This is a genomic window from Vibrio scophthalmi (assembly GCF_040869025.1).
Lineage (GTDB): Bacteria > Pseudomonadota > Gammaproteobacteria > Enterobacterales > Vibrionaceae > Vibrio > Vibrio scophthalmi.
The window spans coordinates 803861-824632 of the sequence record NZ_CP134272.1; the positions used below are offsets into that span (position 1 = coordinate 803861).

The window sequence follows — 20772 nt, forward strand, 5'->3', positions numbered from 1 at the left end:
TTAAAGGTGGCGCAGTCTATATCGAAGGCGGTGATTACACAAACGAAAAATGCCGCTTGTGGAAGCGATCCGTTAGCCTTGATATCTCTGTGATAAAATTAAGGTTGTTCGGCGTAAAATGCGGCGATGTCTTTTAGATCTTGCTCGTTCAAGTTACGCAGTTGCGCTCCCATCATTTGCGCCATGCCACCGGTGCGTTTACCTTGCTGATAATCCAACATCGATTGAAAAAGATACGCGGCATTTTGCCCATTGAGATTAGGGTAACTTGGGTTGATAGCCTTACCTGTTTGCCCATGGCAGAACACACAGCTTGGCGATTTTACTTTTCCGAGTTTGGCATCACCGAAAGACTCGGCAAACGTGAAAGGAGAAAACACTAAAGGCAAAAGAGAAAGCCAAACGAATTTGTTAATCATGTGATGATATCGCTGTAGTTACTTGAAATATAGAAGCGCTTCCTAGTCTCAGGACATACTTGAGGGAGGCACACTGACGCATTAGTAAAATAATGCGTCAGATTGACAGCGCCGATATTACATTAGAGTCGCGATGGGCTCTAGTTATGAAATTAGATCGAAGCCGAGACTTTCAATAATAGTGTTTCAATATCTTGTGCAGAAATGTCTTTATGGGTGACAAAGCGCAACGGATTGCTTGGTGAGATAGTAATACCTTCTTGAGCGAGCTTTTCTGCCAGTGCTTTTACGTCAACGCTATCATCGAGTTTGGCAAAAACGATATTAGTGTGAATGAACTCAGGGTTGACGGAGAAGCCGTCGATCTCGCTTAACCCTTCAGCTAAGCGCTTCGCATTGGCGTGATCTTGCTTTAATTGTGGTACTTGCTCGGTTAATGCCAGTTTCCCTGCGGCGGCTAAAATGCCTGCTTGGCGCATACCACCACCCACCATTTTTCTCAAACGACGTGCTTTGGCAATAAACTCATGGCTACCTAGCAGTAGTGAGCCAATTGGCGCGGCTAATCCTTTTGAAAGACAGATTGTCATGGAATCAAAGTATTGCGCGATCTCTTTGACATCTACATCTAACGCAACCGCAGCGTTATAAACACGTGCACCGTCAAGATGCAGGGCTAGCTGATGTTTATCGACAAATTCTCTTGCTTGCGCAAGGTAAGCTAAAGGAAGCACTTTGCCATTAATGGTGTTTTCAAGGCTTAATAGACGAGTACGTGCAAAATGGCTGTCATCGGGCTTGATTGCCGCCTCGAGCTTGGCAAAGTCGAGCGTACCATCAGGATTGTTTTCGATTGGCTGTGGCTGAATAGAACCGAGCACGGCAGCCCCACCAGCTTCATAGCGGTAGTTATGCGCTTGCTGACCACATAAGTATTCATCACCACGGCCACAGTGCGCCATTAAACCGAGTAAATTCGCTTGTGTACCAGAGGTGGTAAACAGGGCTGCTTCAAAGCCGTGGCGCTCAGCTGCCCAGTGCTCTAATTCATTGACGGTTGGGTCATCACCATAAACGTCGTCACCGACGAGAGCATTGGCCATCGCTTGACGCATTGCTTGCGTCGGTTTAGTTACGGTATCTGAACGAAAATCCATGAATGTTCCTTTATTGATTGCGGCTAAAAAGTGTTTAGATATAACCACACAGCTTAGCTTTGGATAGGCAGGCTATGCTTTTAGCATCGGTGATTTCACCATTAATGATCATTTGCTCTACTTGAACAAGCGGTAAATGGATAACTTCAATCACCTCATCGTCATCGCACTGATAACGAGCAGTTTTGCTGAGTTGTTTGGCGACAAAAAGATACTGGATTTCATCACAAAAGCCGGCAAGTGGTGTCACTTGGCCCAACGGCTGAATGGTAGCAGCGCTATAGCCGGTTTCTTCTTCTAATTCGCGACAAGCACATTGTTCAATGGGCTCGTCGTTTTCGAGTGTGCCTGCCGGTAGTTCAAGTAACCACTTTTTAAGCGACGGTCGATATTGGTTAATCATCACGATGTCGCCGTTGTCGGCAATCGGCAGGATTACCGCTGCGCCAGGATGAGCGATAGTGGTATGAACGATTTGTTGACCATTGGGTAATTCAACCTGTTCTTCAACCAGTGAAATACGTTTCCATGTATGGATCACATTTTGGTAACTTGCTTGCGTCATGGTATTGGTCGATTCTTAAGAGACTGATGCTACCTTAGCGATTTATTCTGTGGAATAAAAGCGTCTAAATTCTAATAGGTTGAGAATCAATCGAATGAAAAAGTGATGCTCATCTCAATTATGCAAACAATGATTGCATTCCGTTCCCGCAAAAGTGGTTCTGTTATAAATATTTGCTCTATTCTTTAAATGTATGTGTAACATTTTGATAACAAGTGTTTACATTTAAGGAAGCTAATACCGCAGGGTCAAGGAGCAAAATGTTGATAAACACTTCACGAGTGAATCACTCCAATAAAGCACTACTTTCTGAACGTATCAATAAGCTAGCCAAAGCGCTATCGGATGGCGTTTATGAGCGTGAAGATACAATTAAGATGTGTTTATTGGCGGCACTTGCCGGTGAAAGCGTGTTTTTATTAGGCCCTCCGGGTATCGCTAAGAGTTTGATTGCCAAGCGCTTAATTCAAGCTTTTGATAACTCGTCCTATTTTGAATACTTGATGACGCGTTTTTCAACACCCGAAGAGGTATTTGGCCCACTCAGTATTCAAGAGCTAAAAGATCACGGTCGTTACCATCGTTTAACACAGGGGTATCTGCCAACTGCACAAGTCGTGTTTCTTGATGAAATTTGGAAAGCAGGGCCGGCAATCTTGAATACCTTATTAACGGTGGTGAATGAAAAAACCTTCAAAAACGGCAGTGATGTAGAGCGTGTTCCGATGCGTTTGTTGGTCTCTGCTTCTAACGAATTACCTGACCAAGACAGTGGATTAGAAGCGCTTTATGATCGCATGTTGGTGCGCATCTTTGTCAATCGAATCCAAAACAAACAAAACTTCAAATCAATGCTAACAGTAGGGACTGCGCAAGAGGCACAAATTCCACCGGGTTTGGCGATTACCGATTTGGAATATCATCAGTGGCAGCAAGAGCTTGATCAACTGACGCTGGGCGATGATGTGTTTGAAAAGCTCTATCAGTTAAAATCATTGCTTGAGCAAAAGGCGGCGGATGTGGGGGTTGAGTTCGCCCAATCAGACATGTACGTCTCTGATCGCCGATGGAAAAAAGCGGTCAAGTTACTAAAAGCCAGCGCTTACTTTAATGGCCGTGAAACCATTAATCCGCTTGATCTACTGCTATTACAAGACTGTTTGTGGAACAGCCCAGAATCACTTGAAATTGTGCAACAGGTCATGAACGACTTTGCACTTAATCATGCTTTTGACCAGCAAGAGGTAGAGCAGCAACTGAACGTGTGTCGTGAAGAACTTGCTGATGTTCAAGAAGAGTTGGAAGCGGAGTTCTCAATGTTGGTATCGCTGGAATCGACCACGGGTTTGATTAAGAAGCAAATTCATCACTACGATGTGAGTGATGCTAAAGCCTATCAAGTTGGTCATGCCAAAGATCTGGTTAAATTGGTGCTACTACAAAGCAATATGTCAGTGTCGGAATCCGAAAAAGGTGATAGCCGCTGGATCTATGTACCTAAGCATGAGCTAGAGCGTGTAGTCAAAGAGGGGAGTGGAAATGTTTACGGTTACGTAAACCAGAATACTAACCTTTGCTTGCTACGTTTTGATTTAGACGCGGCTAACAACTTGATCGTCAAAGATATCGCTAACCGCGCGGTACTGGTCGGTTTGGTGACGAAAAAGGGGCTTGATGCGGCGACCTATCAAGAGTGGCTAGCCAAGTCTGAGCAAGCAGTTGCGCAACTAGAACATGCAGAACATCATTTGCGTAAAGTTAAGTCGAATTTTCATGGTGCGCTTCCTCATGGCTTCATTCATCCAGAATTGCCGATTGCGATGGAAGCGGGCTTACAAAGCTTGCAGCAACAGCTTGAATCGACCAAAGCCGAGTGTGAACGCACGGTATTTCGATTTAAAAATCTTGATCAGTTCTTTGCATAGGTGACGGCATGTTAGGCGCAGACGGACTTAACCTTGCATTGATGATTGCCGATTCAGGCATTATCGATTCGGCAGTGAACGATTTGATGGCTCGCTCACAAGTGATGGCGATGGCGGAGAATCGCGGTATTAAATCATCCGTAAAGAATCATTTGGTTAAGTGGCGTGGCAGCGTTAAAAAGCGCATTACCAAAGTATGCGAAACGGAACGGTTTCAGCAAGAGCTGGCGCTGTATCAAGAAGTGATCCATTGGGATGAAGCCCGGTTCTTCCAACAGATACCAGAAGTGGTGAAGCAGCTTGAATGGCATAGCGCGTTTTATTTACAAGCTCGTCGACTGTTGGAGAAAAACAAAGGGTTATCTAACCCAATGTTCCCTCATTATTTTTGCGATCAATGGTATCAAAGTTTGTATGATGCGATTCGCCAAGCGCAGTTAACAGAGTTAGAAGTCAACAAAGAGAAGGTGTTGAAAGATCTTTACCAGCGCATGGAAACCATGAAAAACATGGATAAAGTGACGCAGGAAGGTGATGAAAGTAGTGTTGGACGCCTATGGGATATGGCATCAGCTAAGCTGAGTAAAAATGATCTCACCGTCATGAAGCGTCACGCCGAGTTTTTACAAAAACACCAAGGCTTACAAGAAATTGCCGAGCAGCTTGGACGTATGGCCAGTGAGGTCAATGATCCTAGTTTACAACGCACACCAAAAGAAGAACTTCAAGTGGTGGAAGAGCTCAGCGATGAAGCGACCGATGATATTGTTGGTGTGCATGAAAGTGACGATCTTAATAAATTACTGCCTAACGAAACCCTATTTCTCGCTTATCCAGAATTGGAAGTGATCTTCTACAAGCACTTAGTGGATAAGCGACTGATGAATTATAAAACTCAGGGTAAATCACGCACCTTGCGTAAAATACGTGCCCACACGCCTGATCATAGTAAAGCGGATATCGATAAAGGCCCGTTTGTGGTCTGTATCGATTCTTCAGGTTCAATGAGTGGTTTTCCTGAGCAATGCGCTAAAGCAATGGCTTACGCGCTGATGCAAATCGCATTGGCCGAAGATCGGGAATGCTATGTCATGCTGTTCTCAACGCAAGTGATCACTTACGAGTTAACCAAGCAAGATGGCTTGCGTGAAGCGAGCGACTTTTTAAGTTATAGCTTTCATGGTGGTACGGATCTAGAGCCGGTAATTGAGAAAACAGTCTCGTTAATGCAGGGGGATAAGTATCGCAATGCCGATATGGTGGTGATTTCTGATTTTATTGCGCCTGTTCCTGTGGCGGAAATGCAGCAACAAGTGTTGGATTTAAAAGCCTGCTCTAATCGCTTCCATGCGATTAACTTGTCTAAATACGGCAACCCCGAGTTATTACAGATGTTTGACCATAGCTGGGCATATCACCCCAATTTAGTTGGACGTTTGATGCGTAAGTGGTAACCCTGCTAAACACTTGCAATAAAGGGTTTAAGCTTATTCCCTTTGCGGCCTTCATTCATAGGCAAGCTTGAACGAAAATAGCGCAGATGGAGATAGGCAGCGACTAGATTGCTGCTTTACGATGTTTACGTTGCATCACGATCTGCGGCAGTAACGACATCATGATCATGCCAATCATTAAGCTATATTGAAACGGGCTAAATTTCTCCCCCATCAGCAGTAAGCCAAACACGATGCCTGCAATCGGATTGGCGATGCCGCCAAAGGTAAATTCCACCACCGTCATACGCTGTAAAAGCCATACATATAAACCATAGCCAAATGCCGTGTTGAGAATGACCACCCAAAGTAGCCCTGCCAAATTGTGTGCATTAAACTGGCCGATCGCAGCGAGGTAAGGCAAAGGTTCAAACACACCATGTATCGTGGCGACTAAACTGAGCAAACTGCCGCCCAGAATAAGCTGCCAAGTGAGCACCTGCCACCAATGCATACTGGTACCAAGTGATTTGGTTATATCACTACCAATCACGATACAAATGATGGCTGCGAGCATTGCCAGCAGCCCAATCGGGTTGAGCGTAATTTCGCTTGGGTCAAAGAGCAACCATGCCAATAAGATCAATAGGGCGCCACATATCGCTTGAATAGCCGCAGGAACACGCCCGCGAAACAACCAATGATAGAGCATGGCAAATACAGGGACTGACATCATGCCAACACCAGAAATCGCCGATGGTAGCGTCAGTGCCATCACAAAGATCAAGCAGAAAAAGATAGCGATGTTGATAGTGCCAAGCAGGGCAAGTTGACGCCACTGTTTACCATGTGGCCACATGGGTTTAATGGCTAACAATAGCAAACCAGCAGGTAGAGCTCTTAATGCTCCGAGTAGAATAGGTGGCCAGTTAGGCAGTGCATACTGGGTTACCGCGTAGGTCGAACCCCAGAAAAATGCGGGGATCATCGCAAGGAGTATATTCATAGTGCCGTTTTTGACAGTAACCTATTGCTGGTTACTTATCTTTACATAAAGATATTAATCGTAGAATGTACGGTGATACTCGAACGATGTAAAGTGTCTTTACGTAAAGATAAAAACCAACTTAATAGCAGTGAGTCATGAAACAGGATCCGGTAGAAAGAGCCATTACACAATGGGCGGTACAAAAACCGCACTTAGATACCGAGCCAATGGCGATCATTGGCCGAATGTTACGCCTAAGTAAGCATTTAGAAACGCGTATTGCGAAATTGCACAAACAACATGATCTTAAAATGGGCGAGTTTGATGTGTTAGCCTCACTACTGCGCAGCGGAGAGCCTTATGCGTTGACTCCAAACGAGTTGTTAAGTGCCTTAATGCTCACCTCTGGGGCGATGACGAATCGACTTGATAGACTCGCCGATAAAGAATTGGTTTCACGTGCGAGCAATCCGTTGGATCGACGTAGTGTGAGTGTGCGACTCACCGATAAAGGGTTAGAGTTAATCGAGCATCTAATAGAGCAACACGTTACTTTGCAGCAGGAGTTGATGGCGGGTATTGCAGTCAAAGAACGAGAGCCGCTAAATCAACAGCTCAAACAGTGGTTGATGACGTTCGATACGTAACAATCATGATGTCTCTATGGATTTGGCGACATCAACGACGAAAGATGACTCACCGAAAACTGATTTGAAAGGGAAGTACAATGACAAATACAGAGTTGGCGAAATTTCTTGATTCATTCCAATGTGCAGAAGCCGATTACCCATTTGGCCCGGATGCATTGGTGTATAAAGTGAAAGGCAAAATGTTTGCTATTTTAGCAAAACGAGAAGGGCGAGAGTATGTCACTCTAAAAGTAAAGCCAGAAGATGGAGAAGTGCTCACTTCCCAGTTTAATGATATTACCCCAGGCTATCACACCAACAAACGTCATTGGATTACGGTTTATTATCCCGGTGATGTAGAGGATGGCATGGTTGAAGATTTGTGCGAACGTTCGTATGCGCTGGTGGTTAAAGGGCTTAAAAAGCTTGAACGTGTTGCGTTGGGTTTTGATTAGTCATCGGGATTAGGTCATATTGGCGTTATAAAATTTGTTCAATTTGATCGAATAGTCACCCAATCGCTTTTATATTCGGCAAACGAACAAAGAATTAATATTTTTGTTTGACTCTGATCCCGTAATCCGTAAAGTATGCAGCGAACGCAGCGGTGGGTAACTCAAGCGTTTCATTAAGGCGCCTTGGCAGAGTGGCTATGCAGCGGATTGCAAATCCGTGGACCTCGGTTCGACTCCGGGAGGCGCCTCCATTTTCTCTTAAAGAAAATGCTGTGATACAAAATGCGACACTAGCTCAGTTGGTAGAGCGCAACCTTGCCAAGGTTGAGGTCATCGGTTCGAACCCGATGTGTCGCTCCAAATAATAAGATAGCGATAAACCCATATCGATATCCAGATGGTGTTTTACTTTTCAGTAAAGGCCTCACAAGTTTAGATTTGTGTGCCCTGGTGGTGGAATTGGTAGACACAAGGGATTTAAAATCCCTCGACGTTCGCGTTGTGCCGGTTCAAGTCCGGCCCGGGGCACCATCTAACCCGTTACGATAGTAACAAAAATTGCGACACTAGCTCAGTTGGTAGAGCGCAACCTTGCCAAGGTTGAGGTCATCGGTTCGAACCCGATGTGTCGCTCCAATTTCTCTCTCTGAGAATTGGTCAAAAATAATGGCGCCTTGGCAGAGTGGCTATGCAGCGGATTGCAAATCCGTGGACCTCGGTTCGACTCCGGGAGGCGCCTCCATTATTTTTCATTTATTCCCCATGTAATTTACTTCCCCTTAAATTAATTGCTGAATTTATGTCAGTTAACTGCGCCTTGCTATTTTTTAATATAATTAGGGCTCATAAAAAAGCCCCAACGTGATGGTCAGGGCTCATGATTTAATTTGTTGTATGGCGAATCGTTATAGCAGTTGGATCTTATTCTCTTCGCACTCTGCAATCATCGCATCAGGCCAGATAGACGACTGAACTTCACCAATATGCGCTTTTTGTAAGAAGAACATACAAATACGTGACTGGCCGATACCGCCGCCAATGGTGTAAGGCAACGATTTGTCTAAAACCATGCTATGGAATGGCAGTGAAGCGCGATCTTCGCAACCGGAAAGGGCTAGCTGCTCGGTTAGGCTTTGTTCACAAACGCGAATACCCATTGAGGAAAGCTCCAGAGCGCTATCAAGTACTGGGTTCCAGAACAGTAAGTCGCCATTTAAGTTCCAATCATCGTAATCAGGCGCACGACCATCGTGTTTTTCACCGTCAGACAGAGTATGACCGATATTGCGAATGAACACCGCGCCATGCTCCTTACAGATCGCGTTTTCACGCTCTTTTGATGATAAATCTGGGTAGCGGTCAAGCAACTCTTGCGACGTAATAAAGGTCACCTTGGCGGGTAGGCGTCTTTCTAATACCGGGTATTCTTGATAGATATAGTTTTCCGTTTTTAGGAAAGCGTTATAAATCTTTTCCACGGTTGTGCGCAGGTACTCTTCATTGCGCATCGATTTCTCGAGCACCTTTTCCCAATCCCATTGGTCAACATAGATCGAGTGAATATTGTCTAACTCTTCATCGCGACGAATCGCATTCATGTCAGTATAAAGACCTTCATCTTTTTGAAAACCATAGCGGCCTAGCGCCATGCGTTTCCATTTCGCCAAAGAATGAACGACTTCAACCTGAGCACCGTTGTCGTCCAGTAAGTCAAAGCTTACCGGGCGCTCAGTACCATTTAGGTTGTCGTTTAAGCCGGTTTCTGGTTTGACAAACAAAGGCGCAGAAACACGAGTTAAATAAAGCTCATAAGCCAGAGCATACTCAAAATAATCTTTGAGCTTTTTAATCGCGACTTCAGTATCACGCAGTTCGAGCAAAGGTTGGTAATTGGCAGGGATTTGTAACTTCATCAAAGATCCTTCTTGTGATTTTATCCAATATTTTTAACAATTTACGCGAGAGTTTTGTCAGCGTCCATCATTTGTTGCTTACAAACCTCTCACTGGCTCACCTGATTGGGGTGTAAAGGTATATCGATAGAGTCACCGTAACCTTTATCTATTTCGATCACGTTGCTTGAAATTGTTTCATGAGTCTTTGTAAGGCTTCAAGGTTTTCGACTAAATTGCGTGTGCGCTCAACAGAACTGTGAGAGGTTTCGGATGTATCATTGGCTAACTGCTTAATATTGACAATGTTACGATTTATTTCTTGGGTTACTGAAGCTTGTTGTTCAACCGCTGCAGCAATCTGATGACTACTATCACTGACATTATCGAGTTGGGTCGAAATATTTCTTAGCATATCACCAGTCTCGTCAGCTCGGATTTTACAACGTTCAGAGAGTTCAAGCCCCTTGTCCATTGCACTGACGGCATTGCCTGCAGTTGCTTGTAGGTGGCGAATCATCGAATGGATTTCATTAGCAGAAGATCCGGTTTTTGAGGCGAGGTTACGCACTTCATCTGCTACGACAGCAAAACCACGACCAGCTTCACCTGCGCGAGCGGCTTCAATCGCAGCATTGAGCGCTAATAAATTGGTTTGTTCTGAAATGGCGGTGATGACTTCTAGGATGCCATCAATCTTTTGTGTATCTTGAGCCAACTGATTGATGATGGTCTGTGATTGATTGAGTTCACTGACTAACATATTGACTTCATTGATTGTAGATTCGATAGAAATTAGACCATTGCTTGAGTGTTCATTAGCATCTTCCGCAATCATAGAAGCGGCTGATGCTGCGTTAGAAACCTCAGCAATAGATTGGGTTAACTCTTCGACTGCCGTAGCGACTTGCTCTGTCTCAGCACACTGCTGATCTAAACTATGGCCGATTGATTGAATTGTACCAAACTCATCTTCTGCTGAGATCAAAATGTGGCCAGAGGTTTCTGTAGCACGTCCGGTGATAGCCCGCAGTTCGGCCTTACGCATCATTAGTGCAAGTTCAACTTGTGAGTAGTCATCAAATTTATCGGTGTAAATTTTTTCCATCATCGGGTTATTATAAGCATCTTGAGTGAGCGTTTGCACTCGTCGAAAGCGTTTATATTGATAGCTAAGCCCACCAAGCATTATTGTGGATAAGGTGAGCAAAAGGAAAGCCTGCCAATGTGGTTGTAAAATGGCATGTGCAAAGGCAATGAAAACCAGTAGGGTGCAGAGGCTAACTGACAAAGAGTGAAAGTCTAAGCGAACTAGGTTAGGTGTCTTTCCTTCGCGTAACTTTTTGTAAAGTGCACCTGCTCGGTTAACTTGTTCTGCTGCTGGTTTTGAGCGCACAGATTGATATTCAACAATGTGGCCATCTGTGTCTTTTATTGGGGTAACAAAAGCTGATACCCAATAGTGTTGTTCGTCGCGACATTGGTTTTTAACTAAGCCCATCCAGCTCTTACCGGATTGTAAGTATCCCCACATTTGTTCGAATGCGGCTTTAGGCATGTCATTGTGTCTTACTATATTATGGGGATAGCCAAGGAGTTGCTGCTTTTGATAACCAGCAATATCACAAAAATCGTGATTGGCATAAGTGATATTGCTTGCGGTATCTGTGGTAGAAATAAGATTCACACTGTGGCTATATTGTTTATTGAGATGTTCATCATATTGTGAAGTCAGTATTGCTTTAGTTGTTGTCATATTTATTCCAAAAATAAATTATTTATGAAGTTTCTAGTAATTATTTTTATAGTGACATCTTAAAAAGCGTCCTTCTTTAGTTGATATGATATAAATCAAAGGTTGTGGTTGAAAAATGAGCAGCGGAAGACTTTTCATAATATTGCGATACACGTTAAATCGTTGCATGAAAAATAATTCCGATTACTATCAATCAAAAAGATTAATAATTGAGCAGTAAAGTTTAATTAGCGTTGTTTGATATTTGCTCGAACAGGTTTAGCATAGGCGTTATATATAAAACATAATCACTTTTCTGTAGTTGATTCCGAATTTAAACAAGCAAATTCAGGAAAATAGTGCAAAATACACCCATAGCGATCGTAAACTAAGCAGTTGATTGTTTTAGCCAAATTTATTGTTGACGTAAAATTATAATCGGGTAAAGTACGCCTCGTTCTCACGGCGAAAGCGGTGAGAGATGGTGCTTTACTTATTCGTAAAGGCATCACAAATTTAGATTTGTGTGCCCTGGTGGTGGAATTGGTAGACACAAGGGATTTAAAATCCCTCGGCGTTCGCGCTGTGCCGGTTCAAGTCCGGCCCGGGGCACCATCTAAATCAGTTACTTAGTAACTAATGCGACACTAGCTCAGTTGGTAGAGCGCAACCTTGCCAAGGTTGAGGTCATCGGTTCGAACCCGATGTGTCGCTCCAATTTCTCTTCCTGAGAAGTTGGAACAATAAAGGCGCCTTGGCAGAGTGGCTATGCAGCGGATTGCAAATCCGTGGACCTCGGTTCGACTCCGGGAGGCGCCTCCATTCTATTTTCATCTCAAAACACAATCCCAAAAATTTTCATCTATTCTATTTTTATCTATCCCAAGTTTTAGTCTCTGTCATTATTTAGATCGAACATGGATCTTTTCGTCTCTTTTTCTCTTGTTTTCCTAGGTCAGTATTATCAATTACTTGCTTTAACGTCTGCCAATCTGTTTTCTTCCCCCAGCGTAATTTCTCTTGTCCATCCTTATCTATCAACACGGCGGTATGCTGTTGTGAATGGATCTGAAAGAGATTAAATAACACGCCAAGATCAAAGTGCTCTTTTACCCATGGCGGTTCACTGTCGCCATCTTCTGTTATTACTAACGTGACAATGTCACGATTGTTTAGGTCGCACTCATTCATTAAGGCTTCCAGTAAAAAACGTTCCACATGTTCATCTCGCTGCGGAGAGAAGTAGATAATACTGCGGTGAGACCAGCTATGTTCGCTATTTGGGAAGGAATGCCCTTTGAGTGGAAGTAAACACCATAGTAAAAGCAATATTCGTGACATGCTGGTACCTACAACTTGCTGGATAAATTGGTTTGGCTTAGCGACAGCGCTATTGACGGCAGTACGATGAGCGCTTTAACCTCAAACCTTTCTATACGATTATTATAGAAGGTTGGTACACTGTGTTGATGACTTCAAGCTAGAACAACCTCCGTTCTCGCTTGGTCTTTACAGTAGCCAAGCCCATTGATTGTTAGATAAGCGCATTGTTAGATGAGCATAACAAGACTGGCTAATACCACTAGGGTCACGAGACGGGAACGAGCACGTATGAAAAAACCGAGTTCAGATTTGCTGACAGGGGAGTTGCTGACCGAGTTTCGCACCGTGTCATTTATGATTGCGATCTATTGTCGAGATCATCATCAAACCCATGAGAAGAATCCGCAAGGCTTGTGCGTTGAATGCCAAAGCTTAATGAGTTATGCGGAAGGACGTTTAGATCGCTGTGCCTATGGGCAGAATAAGCCGACCTGTAATCGCTGTCCCATCCACTGTTATAAGCCTGAGCCGAAAGAGCAGATGAGGCAAGTTATGCGCTATGCAGGGCCAAGAATGCTATTTCCACATCCTATATTGGCATTGCGTCACTTGTTGCACGAACGCAAAGAGGCGCCAAACAAACCGGCTCCGAATCAATCCAATCGTCATCGCCGAATGGCGGATAGAACCAAGTAAAAGTCGAGATAGCAAAAAGGGGCTAAAGAGCCCCTTTTTGTATTGGATAATGTCGCACTAAATCGCTTATTCGCCAGCCATTGCTTGACGCTTGGTCTTGATACTTGCGAATAGCATGTAGATGCACGTTGCCATCAGTGTCGCAAAGAGGTAACCCAATAAGCCTTGCTCACCCAACATAAAGTGATCAGCAAGCACAGGGCCCGCAACAGAGCCGATGCTGTAGCTAAATAGCATCACTTGCGTGACTGATACAATGTAAGCCGGATCAAGCTTGTCACAGCCAAGGTTAATCGCTACTGGGTAAAGGGCAAAAATCGCCATACCCAACACAAACAAGCTAATACCTAATACGTAAATGCCATTGCCAATCGCAGTAAAGCCAATCGCGGCAACACCCAGCAGGCAGAACAGTGCCATTAGCAGAGTACGGCCAAGGTATTTTGATAGCCATGGAACGATAGGTTGAACGGCCATGCCGCCTAGAATCACCAACGCCATTAGGCTGCCAAGATCACCATTGTCAATGCCACGGTTACGTAGCTCAACAGGCATTAGGCCGTAAATAGCGCCCAACGTCATACCAGAAACAATACAGCCAATGATCGCAGCATGGTTTAGTTTGCTGATCTGTTTAAGTGACAGTGCATGGCTTTGACCTTCTTCTGGCTGATCAGTACGGCCAAAAGCCAATACGATAATCGCTAATAGCAACAAAGAAATGATCGCAATAAATGGAATACTGCCTGTTACGCCAAGTGCACCGATACCAAGTTGGCCAAGTGAACTACCGCCGTAAAGTGAGCCCATGTACAAACCAAGACGTTTGGCACGCGCGCTTTCATCGCCATGAAGCAACCATGATTCTACGATCACAAATACGCCTGCCACCGCAATACCCGCGACAAAGCGAGCTGACAGCCATGCTGGAGCATTGGTAAAAGCCGGTAGCACAATAATCGTGGCGATAAACGCCAACAAGCAACCAATGAAGGCTTTACGGTGACCGGTTTTATTTACGATTGGCTCAAACACCATCGCACCGACTAACAGACCGGCATAAAATACACTGGCTAACCAACTCGCCAACGAAACATCCAAACCATAGTGTGGAAGCATTAGCGGGATGATACTCATTAAATAGCCAGACGCCACCGCATATAAAGCAAGCGCAATTACAGGTACTGAAATGCGAGCTGGAGATGCAGGAGCAAGTGTATTTTCCAATGTCGTAGCCTCATGTTACTCGCTCTTATCATGGAGGGATAAGAGACAAAAAAGGGGGAGTTGATGGGCGGACTATGGGGATTTTTTGAACAGGCGTAAAATGAAAAGTTTTTCCCTTTACGATAAAAATTAATTATCGATATAGGGCCTGTATATTTATGCAGATAAATATACAAAAAAGCCGTCAAAAAAGACGATTTGACGGCAGTTAAGTTAGATTAATTTATTTTGTAATAGCTTGTGCAAGCCATTGTTCAAACTGGCTTTTAGGTAGCGCGCCATTGATAAAATCGACTCTTTGGCCGTTTTTAAACACCATAATGGTTGGAATGCTTCTAATCTGATATTGCATAGCCAAGTTTTGCTGTGCTTCGGTATCGATTTTTACAAAACGAACTTTCCCAGATTGTGCTTGAGCAACGTCGGAAAACACCGGCGCAAAACCGACACACGGGTTGCACCAAGGCGCCCAAAAATCGATCACGACAGGTTGTTCGCTATTGAGCAGTGTGTTGAGGTTTAATTCCGTTCCTTCGATCGGAGCACCATCAAGTAGCGGTTGCTGACATTTACCACAAACTGGGCTTTCTGAAACACGCTCAACCGGCACGCGATTGACACCTGAGCAAGATGGACAACGAGTATTAAATGTAGACATGGCAACTTCTCTTTTTATTTGAATCTTTTTTGTGTAATCGTGCTCTCTTGAGGGCACGTGCCTATAGTTATACTATCAGGTGAAAGAGAAGAAAATACCAAGGATCGTAATGAGCACCAATAACACTCAAGTACAGCCCCACACAGCAGAACCTGATTATACACAAACTCGTTTTGCGGAAATAACGGGTTGGGGTAAATGTCTTCCGCCAGCGACGCTGAGCAATGACGATTTAAGCACCTTTCTCGAAACGTCTGACGAATGGATCAGAAGCCGAACGGGCATAGAGCAGCGTCGCATCAGCCATGTTGATACCTCTGAGATGGCAACGGTCGCCGCGCAACAAGCCATCGCGTGTGCAGGATTGGTCGCGCAAGATATTGATTTGATCATCATCGCCACCTGTTCACCCGATTCATTGATCCCAAATATTGCCTCTAAAGTATCGCAAAACTTGGGCATACAAGGCGCCACTGCGTTTGACTTGAATGCGGCTTGCACTGGCTTTGTTTACGGTTTGGAAACTGCGACGCGACTGATTCAGGCTGGTAACTACCAGCATGCTCTGGTTGTCGGGGCGGAGCGCCTCTCGTTTTACATTGATTGGACACAGCGCGATACCGCAGTGTTATTTGGTGATGGCGCAGGTGCGGCGGTACTGAGTAAAACAACCCAAGCACTAGGCTTACAACAAGCTCAACTCGGTTGCGATTCACAAGGGCGAGATATTCTTGCTGTCCCGAAATTTGGTACTTCAATGGATCGTTTTGCCGCAGATAACGGTTATTGGAGTTTTAACTTCGTTGGTAAAGAAATTTTCAAGCGTGCAGTGAAAGGCATGAGCGCGGCGGCGCAAAGTGTTTTAACTCGCAGTGGATTAACCACCGAGCAAATCGATGTTGTGATCCCACACCAAGCGAATATTCGCATCATTCAAACCTTGTGTGATATTGTAGGCATAGAGCAAGACAAAGCGTTTATTAATATTCAAAACTATGGCAACACCTCGGCCGCGACCGTACCGATTGCTTTGTGTGAAGCGGTTGAGCAAGGAAAAATCAAAGCGGGTGACAACTTACTCTTAGCCGCTTTTGGTGCGGGTTTAACTTGGGGCGCGGGCCATATTAAATGGGGTCAACGTGTGACTCCGTTAGAACAAAGTGCTCTCGCATTGCCTGAATGTCAGCAAAGTGCTCTCGAGTTATTGGAAAGCGCGATCGAGCATTGTAAAAACAAGCCGGTATAGCGAAAAACAAAACCATACAGATAGTTACTCTCGCCAGAGAGTGTTAAAATTGCGCCCAAAATAACGATACCGTTAGGGCGCAAATGAAGTTCCTCCACACCTCCGATTGGCACTTAGGCCGACAATTCCACAACGTCTCACTGCTTGACGATCAACAAGCGGTTCTCGAGCAAATTATTGCTTATGTTGAGCAAAATCCAGTGGATGCCTTAGTGATTGCTGGTGATATCTATGATCGCAGTGTTCCACCAACCACGGCGATTGAATTGATGAATCATTTTATCGATAAAGTGTGTGGAGAACTCTCACTCCCGATTATTCTCATTCCTGGCAACCATGATGGTGCGCAGCGCCTTGGTTTTGCCGCTAGCCAAATGAAAAATTCGGGCCTGCACATCTTAGCCAATTTTGACGATATGCTCACTCCCGTCGTGATTGCCAGTGATGTTGGTGAGGTGGCCTTTTATGGCATGCCCTACAATGATCCAGAATTAGTGCGCCATTATTACCAGTCTCAATTGGCCTCTGAACCGGATGCCTCCGCCGTTTCTATTAAAGATCACGATGATGCTCATAAGTTGTTGTCTGAGCGCATTACTGCACAATTTAACCCGAAGCAGAAAAACGTATTGATTAGCCATTGCTTTGTTGATGGTGCGATTGAGTCTGAATCTGAAAGACCTTTGTCGATTGGTGGATCTGATCGCGTTAGTCATCAACATTTTGTGCCATTTGATTATGTTGCGCTAGGCCATTTACATCAGCCGCAGAAGAAAGGCGAAGAGTATATTCGTTATAGCGGTTCGTTGATGAAGTACAGCTTTTCGGAGCAGCACCAGGCTAAAGGCATGACCTTGGTTGAGTTAGATCAAGATGGCTTTAAGAGTGCGACACATATTTCGCTCACCGCGCCGCACCAAATGCGTATTATTGATGGTGAAATGGAGGCGATTTTAGCGCAAGGTAAGAGCGATCCTAATCGCCACGATTACCTATTGGTTAGATTGCAAGATAAGCATGCCATTCTCGATCCAATGGAAAAGTTGCGTAAGGTTTACCCCAATGTTTTACACCTTGAGAAGCCGGGAATGTTGATTGGTGTTGATCAACAACTGGGTAAAGCGCGTTTAGCGCGCGGTGAACTGGATATGTTTAAAGATTTTTTCCTCGAAGCCAAGCAAGATTCAATGACCGAAGCCCAAGAGCAGGCGGTTAGCCAAGTTATCGAGCAACTGACTCGTCACACGGAGGCTTAACCGATGACACCATTAAAACTCACCATCCAAGCCTTTGGCCCATTTGCAGGCAAAGAAGAGATTGATTTCACCAAGCTGGGGCACGCGCCGCTGTTTTTGATTAATGGCCCAACGGGTTCGGGTAAAAGTTCGATTTTAGATGCCATTTGCTTTGCACTTTATGGTGAAACGACCGGCAGTGAGCGTACCGGCGATCAAATGCGTTGCGATCATGCCGCGGCCGATCTAGTTAGTGAAGTGAGTTTTGAATTCTCACTGGGTAACAAGCAATATCGAATCGAACGCGCACCGGATCAGATGATGCCAAAAAAACGCGGTGATGGTCTAACGAAAAAAAGCCATACCTGTACCTTGTTTCAAATCGATGCGGGCCAAGAGATCCTCATCGCTAATAAGCCGACCCCAGTGGGGAAGGCGATCGTTGAAATTATTGGTTTGGATGTTAAACAGTTCCGCCAAGTGATGGTATTGCCACAGGGCAAATTCCGCGAACTCTTGATTGCCAACTCTAAAGAGCGCGAAGTGATCTTTGGTCAGCTATTTCAAACGCACATCTATTCAGCAATTGAAAAAGCGTTATTTGATAAAGCCGCGCATATCCGCCGTGCTAAAGATGAATTTGATAACCAAATCAAAGGTGCATTGGATGTTGCATCAGTTACCAGTGAAGATGATCTCAACACCCAACGAGACGCGCTAACCCCGCAAATTGTTCAAGCTGATGAGCAACTTATTAGTGCGAAGCAGGCGCTAGAGAATGCTCAAAGTCAGTATAAAAGCGCGGCTGATCTCAGTAGTAAATTTGCTCAGCGCCAAGCACTGCAAAATGAGCAGCAGCAACATCTAGCCAAGCAACCAGAAATGGAGCAATTGGCGCAGCGTCGTAAACAAGCCCAGCAAGCGCAATCATTGAGCCTACCTTACAGTCAGCAACACCAAGCCAGTGCCAAAAATCACGCTGCGCAAGGAGAGGTCACGCGAACCGAGCAGCAACTTAGTGTGGCGCAGCAAAACTTAACCCAAGCGCAGGTTCAAGCTGAGCATGCGAGCCAAGCGGCTCAGGTGATTCCTCAGTTGAATCAACGCTTATTTACACTCAATGAAGTGGCCAAGCGATTGGTTGAGCGTGATAAACAGCAAGCGAATCTCAATCAAGCCGAACAAAACTGTCGCCAACTTCAGCAACAGTTTGAAGGTCATACTCAGCAAGCAGAGAAGATCGCACAGCAAATTCAAACTCAGCAACAGACGCTGCAGCAAGCCAAAGAGCAACAAATTGGCTTACCGGCAAAAATTGAACAGCTTAAGCAGATCACGAAACAGATCAATACCCATCAAGATCTGTTGAACACCCAGCAAGCCGCACAACAGTTTCACGCGATTTTACTTAGCAAGCAGAGCGAGTTCGACCAAGCTAAGCAGCGTACTGAACAAGCGCAGCGCGAGGCCGATCAACTAGAGTACTACTGGCATACTTCCCAAGCGGCGCAACTGGCGAAAACACTGCATTTAGGCGAGCCTTGCCCGGTGTGTGGCAGCAAAGACCATCCGCATCCTGCGACGTTTACCGAACGTGAGGTGAGTAAAGCGCAAGTGGATCAAGCTCGCCAAGTCCAGCAACAACATCGACAGCAGCAAGAGCAATGTAGCCAAGCGCTGCAGCAGGCGCAGATGGAGGTGGCGAAGGTTGACCAAGCGGTTCTTGGCTGGCAAGCACAATTAGGCGACACTCCGAGCTCAGTCGAAGCGCTAAAAGCGTCGGCGGCGACGTTGAGCCAGCAAATTGAAACCTTACAAACGATCAATGTGGAACAACTTAGCAAAGCGGTGCTCTCTTCAGAGCAGCAGGCTGCGCAGTTGAAACAGCAGTGCCAGTTGGTGGAGAAGCAGCTTGATGATGCTAAGCAGCAGGCGGCGACACTGCGTGGTACGTTACATTCATTGATGCAAGATATTGCGCCGAACGAACAAGATATTATCGCCGTTAACAGTGAAAAGCAGATGCTTGAGCAACAACTGCAGAAACTACAGCGTGACGAAAGCCAAACGAAAGCACAGCTTGATAGCGTACAAACACAGCAAGTGGCCGCTTACACCCAGTGGCAAGAAGCAGAGAAGCAAGCGAACAATGCAAAAAGGGATTTAGAGCAAGCACAACAAGCGTGGAGTTCAGCATTAACGCAAAGCGTCTTCAGTGATGATAATCGCTACTTGATGGCGAAACTTGAGCCGCAACAAATTGAAGCGATTGAGCAGACCCTTAATCAATACGCTGAACGTAGCTCAACCCTAAATGGTGCGCTCAGTACCTTAGAACAAGACTTAGCGGGATTAGAGTTACCGAATGTTGAATTGCTTGAACAGCAAAGAGCACAAGCGGATGGTAGTTATCAAGCCAGTTTGGATGCAAAGAGTAAACTGCAATCGGTGCTGGATAACCTCAACAAGGTTGCCGATCGTTTGAGTGAACTCTATCAACAGAATACTGCACTAGAAAAAGAGTATCAGGTGATTGGTACTTTGAGTGATATTGCCAATGGTCGCACGGGATCAAAAGTGAGTTTGCACCGCTTTGTCTTAGGGGTCTTGCTTGATGATGTTCTGATTCAAGCTTCACAGCGCCTGCGAGTGATGAGTAAAGGTCGCTATGAGTTGCGTCGTCGTGAAGAACGCGCGAAAGGCAATGCTGGTTCCGGTCTCGACTTGATGGTGGAGGATGGCTACTCCGGTAAGTTACGCGATGTGACGACGTTATCCGGTGGTGAGTCGTTTATGGCGGCGCTTGCGCTTGCACTCGGCTTATCAGATGTCGTGCAATCATACAGTGGTGGTATTCGTCTTGATACGCTGTTTATCGATGAGGGCTTTGGCAGTTTAGATCCTGAATCACTCGATCTGGCGATTCAAACCTTAGTCGATTTGCAGCAGGGTGGGCGAACCATTGGTTTGATTTCACATGTTAGTGAACTAAAAGAGCAGATGTCACTGCGGGTTGATGTGGTTGCTGAACGAAACACCAGCCATATTAAATTGCATGGTGCTAATCTTTGATCGCCCATCAGCGGTGATAGGTTTAAAATATCACCGCTGAAGGAAAGTTTTTTAATGATAAATTTCTCAAATCGTTGCTAATTAATTAAACTATCGATACGCAGTTGGCTCAGTGGT

At 45.1% G+C, this 20772-nt stretch carries 17 protein-coding genes and 8 tRNA genes; 16 read left to right on the forward strand and 9 right to left on the reverse strand.

Annotated elements, in window-relative coordinates:
- Positions 1-98: 98 nt before the first annotated feature.
- From RJD38_RS18550 to RJD38_RS18560, 3 genes are all read right to left on the reverse strand, one after another.
- Positions 99-419 (reverse strand): c-type cytochrome, encoded by a 321-nt coding sequence (locus RJD38_RS18550; RefSeq protein ID WP_005594505.1) that lies wholly within the window; start codon positions 417-419, stop codon positions 99-101.
- Between the two features lie 152 nt (positions 420-571).
- Positions 572-1576 (reverse strand): low-specificity L-threonine aldolase, encoded by a 1005-nt coding sequence (ltaE, locus tag RJD38_RS18555; RefSeq protein WP_005594507.1) that lies wholly within the window; start codon positions 1574-1576, stop codon positions 572-574.
- Between the two features lie 34 nt (positions 1577-1610).
- Positions 1611-2141, reverse strand: coding sequence for an NUDIX hydrolase (locus RJD38_RS18560; RefSeq protein ID WP_005594508.1), 531 nt, complete (start codon positions 2139-2141; stop codon positions 1611-1613).
- 260 nt (positions 2142-2401) lie between these two features.
- Between RJD38_RS18560 and RJD38_RS18565 the strand changes: the two genes are divergently transcribed.
- A complete protein-coding gene (locus tag RJD38_RS18565) occupies positions 2402-4066 on the forward strand; it encodes an ATPase RavA domain-containing protein (RefSeq protein WP_086027398.1) in 1665 nt (554 codons plus the stop codon).
- 8 nt (positions 4067-4074) lie between these two features.
- Entirely contained in the window at positions 4075-5520 is a 1446-nt protein-coding gene (gene viaA / locus RJD38_RS18570) for an ATPase RavA stimulator ViaA (RefSeq protein ID WP_005594512.1), read from the forward strand.
- A 103-nt stretch (positions 5521-5623) separates the two neighbouring features.
- Here the strand turns inward: viaA and RJD38_RS18575 are convergent, their stop codons facing one another.
- Positions 5624-6505 (reverse strand): DMT family transporter, encoded by an 882-nt coding sequence (locus tag RJD38_RS18575; protein ID WP_040757872.1) that lies wholly within the window; start codon positions 6503-6505, stop codon positions 5624-5626.
- A 137-nt stretch (positions 6506-6642) separates the two neighbouring features.
- Here RJD38_RS18575 and RJD38_RS18580 point away from each other — a divergent pair, with 137 nt between their 5' ends.
- From RJD38_RS18580 to RJD38_RS18610, 7 genes are all read left to right on the forward strand, one after another.
- Entirely contained in the window at positions 6643-7134 is a 492-nt protein-coding gene (locus RJD38_RS18580) for a MarR family winged helix-turn-helix transcriptional regulator (RefSeq protein WP_065546054.1), read from the forward strand.
- An 80-nt stretch (positions 7135-7214) separates the two neighbouring features.
- The gene (locus RJD38_RS18585) at positions 7215-7571 is read left to right on the forward strand and encodes an MmcQ/YjbR family DNA-binding protein (protein WP_065546055.1); all 357 of its coding nucleotides are present in this window, start codon (positions 7215-7217) and stop codon (positions 7569-7571) included.
- Positions 7572-7748: 177 nt separating this feature from the next.
- Positions 7749-7822: transfer RNA gene (locus RJD38_RS18590), tRNA-Cys, on the forward strand.
- 33 nt (positions 7823-7855) lie between these two features.
- Positions 7856-7931: transfer RNA gene (locus RJD38_RS18595), tRNA-Gly, on the forward strand.
- Positions 7932-8015: 84 nt separating this feature from the next.
- Positions 8016-8102, forward strand: a tRNA-Leu gene (locus RJD38_RS18600).
- A 29-nt stretch (positions 8103-8131) separates the two neighbouring features.
- Positions 8132-8207: transfer RNA gene (locus RJD38_RS18605), tRNA-Gly, on the forward strand.
- A gap of 32 nt (positions 8208-8239) precedes the next feature.
- A tRNA-Cys gene (locus RJD38_RS18610) sits at positions 8240-8313 on the forward strand.
- Positions 8314-8476: 163 nt separating this feature from the next.
- On the opposite strand, the gene asnA is transcribed toward RJD38_RS18610, so the two are convergent.
- Positions 8477-9484 carry an aspartate--ammonia ligase gene (asnA, locus tag RJD38_RS18615; protein ID WP_065546056.1) on the reverse strand — a complete coding sequence of 336 codons (1008 nt, stop codon included), beginning with the start codon at positions 9482-9484 and terminating at the stop codon, positions 8477-8479.
- 157 nt (positions 9485-9641) lie between these two features.
- Positions 9642-11219, reverse strand: coding sequence for a methyl-accepting chemotaxis protein (locus tag RJD38_RS18620; RefSeq protein ID WP_231893193.1), 1578 nt, complete (start codon positions 11217-11219; stop codon positions 9642-9644).
- A gap of 507 nt (positions 11220-11726) precedes the next feature.
- On the opposite strand from RJD38_RS18620, the gene RJD38_RS18625 reads away from it, so the two are divergent.
- The 3 genes from RJD38_RS18625 to RJD38_RS18635 all read left to right on the forward strand — a co-directional run bounded on the left by RJD38_RS18625 (position 11727) and on the right by RJD38_RS18635 (position 12020).
- Positions 11727-11813, forward strand: a tRNA-Leu gene (locus RJD38_RS18625).
- A 26-nt stretch (positions 11814-11839) separates the two neighbouring features.
- Positions 11840-11915: transfer RNA gene (locus RJD38_RS18630), tRNA-Gly, on the forward strand.
- Positions 11916-11946: 31 nt separating this feature from the next.
- A tRNA-Cys gene (locus tag RJD38_RS18635) sits at positions 11947-12020 on the forward strand.
- 84 nt (positions 12021-12104) lie between these two features.
- Here the strand turns inward: RJD38_RS18635 and RJD38_RS18640 are convergent.
- Positions 12105-12539, reverse strand: a complete 435-nt coding sequence (locus RJD38_RS18640; protein ID WP_040758026.1) for a DUF4174 domain-containing protein — start codon at positions 12537-12539, stop codon at positions 12105-12107.
- Positions 12540-12809: 270 nt separating this feature from the next.
- Here RJD38_RS18640 and RJD38_RS18645 point away from each other — a divergent pair, with 270 nt between their 5' ends.
- Positions 12810-13217 carry a nitrous oxide-stimulated promoter family protein gene (locus RJD38_RS18645; RefSeq protein ID WP_005598733.1) on the forward strand — a complete coding sequence of 136 codons (408 nt, stop codon included), beginning with the start codon at positions 12810-12812 and terminating at the stop codon, positions 13215-13217.
- 66 nt (positions 13218-13283) lie between these two features.
- Here RJD38_RS18645 and RJD38_RS18650 read toward each other — a convergent pair whose 3' ends face one another.
- Together RJD38_RS18650 and trxC are read right to left on the reverse strand one after the other, a co-directional pair.
- Positions 13284-14444 (reverse strand): MFS transporter, encoded by a 1161-nt coding sequence (locus tag RJD38_RS18650; RefSeq protein WP_065546057.1) that lies wholly within the window; start codon positions 14442-14444, stop codon positions 13284-13286.
- Between the two features lie 223 nt (positions 14445-14667).
- On the reverse strand, positions 14668-15102 hold the full coding sequence (gene trxC, locus RJD38_RS18655) for a thioredoxin TrxC (RefSeq protein ID WP_065546058.1): 435 nt from the start codon (positions 15100-15102) through the stop codon (positions 14668-14670).
- Between the two features lie 109 nt (positions 15103-15211).
- On the opposite strand from trxC, the gene RJD38_RS18660 reads away from it, so the two are divergent.
- From RJD38_RS18660 to RJD38_RS18670, 3 genes are all read left to right on the forward strand, one after another.
- Positions 15212-16348: a ketoacyl-ACP synthase III gene (locus RJD38_RS18660; RefSeq protein WP_065546059.1), complete on the forward strand. Its 1137-nt coding sequence runs from the start codon at positions 15212-15214 to the stop codon at positions 16346-16348.
- A gap of 83 nt (positions 16349-16431) precedes the next feature.
- A complete protein-coding gene (locus RJD38_RS18665; RefSeq protein ID WP_065546060.1) occupies positions 16432-17604 on the forward strand; it encodes an exonuclease SbcCD subunit D in 1173 nt (390 codons plus the stop codon).
- Positions 17605-17607: 3 nt separating this feature from the next.
- A complete protein-coding gene (locus tag RJD38_RS18670) occupies positions 17608-20655 on the forward strand; it encodes an AAA family ATPase (protein WP_065546061.1) in 3048 nt (1015 codons plus the stop codon).
- The last annotated feature ends 117 nt before the right edge of the window (positions 20656-20772 follow it).

What these genes read in the sequence shown, in the direction of transcription:
- RJD38_RS18550 (WP_005594505.1), bottom strand. Translation starts at nt 419, where the DNA reads ATGATTAACAAATTCGTTTGGCTTTCTCTTTTGCCTTTAGTGTTTTCT.
- ltaE (WP_005594507.1), bottom strand. Translation starts at nt 1,576, where the DNA reads ATGGATTTTCGTTCAGATACCGTAACTAAACCGACGCAAGCAATGCGT.
- RJD38_RS18560 (WP_005594508.1), bottom strand. Translation starts at nt 2,141, where the DNA reads ATGACGCAAGCAAGTTACCAAAATGTGATCCATACATGGAAACGTATT.
- RJD38_RS18565 (WP_086027398.1), top strand. Translation starts at nt 2,402, where the DNA reads ATGTTGATAAACACTTCACGAGTGAATCACTCCAATAAAGCACTACTT.
- viaA (WP_005594512.1), top strand. Translation starts at nt 4,075, where the DNA reads ATGTTAGGCGCAGACGGACTTAACCTTGCATTGATGATTGCCGATTCA.
- RJD38_RS18575 (WP_040757872.1), bottom strand. Translation starts at nt 6,505, where the DNA reads ATGAATATACTCCTTGCGATGATCCCCGCATTTTTCTGGGGTTCGACC.
- RJD38_RS18580 (WP_065546054.1), top strand. Translation starts at nt 6,643, where the DNA reads ATGAAACAGGATCCGGTAGAAAGAGCCATTACACAATGGGCGGTACAA.
- RJD38_RS18585 (WP_065546055.1), top strand. Translation starts at nt 7,215, where the DNA reads ATGACAAATACAGAGTTGGCGAAATTTCTTGATTCATTCCAATGTGCA.
- asnA (WP_065546056.1), bottom strand. Translation starts at nt 9,484, where the DNA reads ATGAAGTTACAAATCCCTGCCAATTACCAACCTTTGCTCGAACTGCGT.
- RJD38_RS18620 (WP_231893193.1), bottom strand. Translation starts at nt 11,219, where the DNA reads ATGACAACAACTAAAGCAATACTGACTTCACAATATGATGAACATCTC.
- RJD38_RS18640 (WP_040758026.1), bottom strand. Translation starts at nt 12,539, where the DNA reads ATGTCACGAATATTGCTTTTACTATGGTGTTTACTTCCACTCAAAGGG.
- RJD38_RS18645 (WP_005598733.1), top strand. Translation starts at nt 12,810, where the DNA reads ATGAAAAAACCGAGTTCAGATTTGCTGACAGGGGAGTTGCTGACCGAG.
- trxC (WP_065546058.1), bottom strand. Translation starts at nt 15,102, where the DNA reads ATGTCTACATTTAATACTCGTTGTCCATCTTGCTCAGGTGTCAATCGC.
- RJD38_RS18660 (WP_065546059.1), top strand. Translation starts at nt 15,212, where the DNA reads ATGAGCACCAATAACACTCAAGTACAGCCCCACACAGCAGAACCTGAT.
- RJD38_RS18665 (WP_065546060.1), top strand. Translation starts at nt 16,432, where the DNA reads ATGAAGTTCCTCCACACCTCCGATTGGCACTTAGGCCGACAATTCCAC.
- RJD38_RS18670 (WP_065546061.1), top strand. Translation starts at nt 17,608, where the DNA reads ATGACACCATTAAAACTCACCATCCAAGCCTTTGGCCCATTTGCAGGC.